At 40.4% G+C, this 3,953-nt stretch carries 2 protein-coding genes and 1 pseudogene; all 3 read right to left on the reverse strand.

The annotated features are described in order from the left end of the window. Positions 1 to 388 precede the first annotated feature (388 nt). A complete protein-coding gene (locus ACH2DQ_RS22670; RefSeq protein WP_394915935.1) occupies positions 389 to 1,750 on the reverse strand; it encodes an MATE family efflux transporter in 1,362 nt (453 codons plus the stop codon). Positions 1,751 to 1,939: 189 nt separating this feature from the next. Continuing rightward, positions 1,940 to 3,130: an RNA-guided endonuclease InsQ/TnpB family protein gene (locus ACH2DQ_RS22675; RefSeq protein ID WP_394915934.1), complete on the reverse strand. Its 1,191-nt coding sequence runs from the start codon at positions 3,128 to 3,130 to the stop codon at positions 1,940 to 1,942. Positions 3,131 to 3,252: 122 nt separating this feature from the next. Continuing rightward, a pseudogene (locus tag ACH2DQ_RS22680) lies at positions 3,253 to 3,953 on the reverse strand (Asp-tRNA(Asn)/Glu-tRNA(Gln) amidotransferase GatCAB subunit B); the annotation flags it as partial.

Genomic DNA, 3,953 nt, shown 5'->3' on the forward strand with positions numbered 1-3,953 from the left:
CTTTCCGTACACTACCTATATTCCACAAAGCGTCCTTACTCAGCTAAACCCAAATTTAGTGTTTTATAACCGCATGGTCTCATTATATTGTTGCTAAGTAAACACCTAAATTGTTCGTTGTATATTTGTAACTTAAATTGTACGTTGTATTTTTAGATTATGTTTGAAAATTACTTCCTTACCTCAAGTATCTGCAAAAAAACACCTGACATGTATCATGCTTTTGCATTTACATGTCAAGTGCTTCTCTAATACATCATTGCTTAAATAATTGAGTAATACACACAGGATATTCGTATCAGGGGATCCAAACCATTCTGCAGGTGTAGCGGGCTGCATCAAAGAATGGTTCGGATTTCCTGGTGCGGATAGCCGAAGTGTATAACCTTTACCGGGTGACATTTTTGACCCACTTATAAGTACGATACCTCCACGTTGTAGCCGGAAGTTTTACAAGCTCGTCGCTGAGCAATATAATATAGACTACAATTACCGGTGCCTTGAATACAAATGCGGCAATTGCTCCCAGGAAGATCGCAAAGCCCCACAGGGATATTAAATCCAGAATCAGCCCGAACCTGGTATCCCCGCCTGCACGGAAAACCCCCACAACCATGGTGGTATTATATGCCTGGGCTACGACAAAATAAGACATGACAAACATCATCGCCCGTAAATATCCCTGTGCCTGTTCACTCAGTGTCAGATTGGCTCTTACAATCGGTGATATGGTTAGAATAACACCTGCACCAACCACTCCCAATGCCAGTGACAGCTTCACAAAACGTTTTCCATAAAGCTTGGCAAGATCTTCCCGGCCTTCTCCTATGACCTTTCCTATCATGATCGCAGTTGCATTGGATAGCCCGAATGTTACCACCATTGCAAGCTGTTTTACTACCTGTGCCACGGAATTTGCTGCTACAGCAGGACTTCCCAGATGTCCGATAACTGCCGTTAACATAGAAACACCCAGTCCCCAGAACATCTCATTTAAGACAACCGGAACTGCATATACCAGGAAATCTTTCATCAAAAGCTTATCTTTCACAAAGAAATCCTTTATGCGGAAACGAATGGTATGATTCATCTTTTTCGAATAGAAAAGCACAATCACAAACTCGGTTATTCTGGCGATCAAGGTGGCAAGTGCCGCACCCTTTATTCCCATTGCCGGAAATCCCAGCAGTCCGAAAATGAAAACGGCATTCAGTGCAACATTGACCATCAGGGATACCAGATACACAATCGTAGAAATGATTACCCGCTCGATACTTCTCATAATGTTCAGATAAACCAGTGTGGTAGCCGCAAACAGATACGAAAATACAGTAATTCTTAAATATTCCACGCCTCCCTGGATTACATCCTGCTCGGACGTAAAAATGTGCATGATCTGATAAGGAAACAACAGTACCACAATCATAAACCCAGCCGCTACACAAAGTGCAATCCGCATAGAAATACCCAGAATCTTTTCAATAGACCTGGTGTCCTTCTTTCCCCAATACTGAGCCGTTAAAACCGCAGCACCGGATGTCAGTCCAAAAAATACCAAAGTCATAATAAAGTATACCTGGCCTGCCAGAGATGATGCCGAAAGTGCCGTCTCACCCACTTTTCCAAGCATGATTACATCGGCAGAGGTTACACCGACATTAATCAGATTCTGCAGCGCCATGGGTAAAACCAGTGTTGCAACTAATTTGTAGAACTGTTTTTTTTCTTCTTTGCTGTTAATTTGATACATAGCCCTTGCTACTCAAAATATGAACAAAACTATCCATATCGAGATATTGACTATTCTTACGAATGAGTCTTGCTGCATCACCGTGTATGCTTTCAATCTGCAGAACAGTATCTACTCACAGGTCCTTGTACACTCCACAGCCGTAAATTCCCGACTAAAAGCCATCGGTACATGCTTACAAGCCTTTGATTATGCGGTTTTGTAAGTTTTAGCATCTCTCAAATTAAGGCTTGCATTGCAGTCTCTATCAGCGTGATAACCGCATTCACAGGTGTATATTCGGTCTGAAAGTTTTAAATCCTTTCTAATACAGCCACACGCATGGCACATCCTGCTTGATGGATACCACCTGTCCACAATTCTTAATTCAATTCCATTCCCTCGGCATTTTGCTTCCAGTTTTGTCCTGAATTCGTAGAACTTTTGGGAAGCAATCGCTTTCGAAAGATGCCTGTTCTTCATCATTCCGGATACATTCAAATCTTCAATAGTTATATAGGATGGTTTGGTTTTTACCAGCTCACTAACACATTTATTGATATAATCTGAACGGATACATAAAATCCTGTGATAAAGTTTTTGTACCTTTAACTGTTGTTTCTGGATATTCTGTTTAGTAGTTACTCCTTTCCCTAAGCGCTTTTTATAGTCTTCGTATTTTCTCGACAGACAGCGCTGCTCCCGTTTTAACTTTCTTTCTAATCCTTTAAGTTTTACAGATTTATTGATGTTTTGGTAAATCTTTCCGTTACTTACAATGGCAAAATTCTTCACCCCTAAATCTATTCCCAATCCAAAATCACCTAATGCTGGCTTTACGGATTCTTTTTCATCCACAAGAACTGATACATAATACCTTCCTGCTTTATAGGAAACTGTTCCACTTTTGATCAGATGTGTATTTGGATTTGTGGGCAAATAATTCTTTTCCTTTAACCTTACCCATCCAAGCGTTGGAATCTTAATACGGTGTCTCTCGCATGGAATAACAACTTTGGCATCCGTTTTAACAAAGTACATTTTGAGTTCCGATTTCCCTTTCTTTTTAAAGTGCGGAAATCCTGCCTGACCTCTAAAGAATCTTTTATAAGACCTGTCTGCATGCATAATACTTTGCTTTACAGACTTGCTGCTTACTTCTTTTATCCAGATATATTCTGGATTTTCTTTTAACCATACATTATTCAACCATTTTGAAAAATCCATACCAGATATAAATTTTTCTTCTTTCTCATAAGCATCCCTATTACAGGTAAGATAGAAGTTATAGACAAATCGGCAGACCCCAATCGTTTTAAGAATCATCTGCATCTGCTCCGGAGTTGGATTTATTTCAGTCTTGTAACTCTTTAGCAATATCCTCCCCCCTCTCGTAAACATCGGATAGTAAAGTTAAGCATATTTTACTAATTATAAATCCCCTATTTATCTCTGCATAAAAAAATATTAAGAAACACGCTCAAGGCTATTATATCAATGTACTGACAAATTACAAGCTTTTTTTAAAGTGTACCGCCGCTTAATAGCTCTCTTAAAATACGGTTCACCGTCCCTGGATCTGCCTTTCCTTTCATGGCTTTCATCGTCTGCCCTACCAGGAATCCGATTGCTTTTTCTTTTCCATTTTTATAATCGGTTACCGACTGGGGATTTTGGGCTGCAACCTGTGCAATGACGCCCCTTAATTCCCCTTCATCATTTACCGTCTTCAATCCATGTTCTTCTACATATAAAACAGGATCAGCATCTTCATGGAAAATATGCTCAAATACCTCTTTGGCAACACTGCTGTTAATGGTGCCTGCCTCGGTAAGTTCTACCAGCTTCGCCAGGTTTTCCGGTGAAAACGTGATGTCTTCCGGTTCCCTGTTCTTTTCTTTCAGAAGTCTGAGTGTCTCTACCATGAGCCAGTTTGAAACCTTCTTGGGTTTCTTGCAAATAGCTGCTGCCGCTTCAAAAATATCAGCCATTTTTTTAGACGATGTTAAAATGCCAGCGTCATAATCCGGTATATCGAACTCTTTTTTATAACGAAGCAGTTTTTCCGCGCGAAGCTCAGGCTGAGCTTCTTTTATTTTTTGAATCCACTCATCACTGATCAGGATTGGCGGCAGATCCGGGTCCGGAAAATAGCGGTAGTCTTTTGCATCTTCTTTGGATCGCATAGGATAAGAAGACTCTTTATTGTCATCCCAGCGCCTGG

The organism is Robinsoniella sp. (assembly GCF_034124845.1).

Excerpts from the sequence above, each read along its gene's own strand:
- ACH2DQ_RS22670 (WP_394915935.1), bottom strand. The coding sequence starts at position 1,750 with ATGTATCAAATTAACAGCAAAGAAGAAAAAAAACAGTTCTACAAATTA.
- ACH2DQ_RS22675 (WP_394915934.1), bottom strand. The coding sequence starts at position 3,130 with ATGTTTACGAGAGGGGGGAGGATATTGCTAAAGAGTTACAAGACTGAA.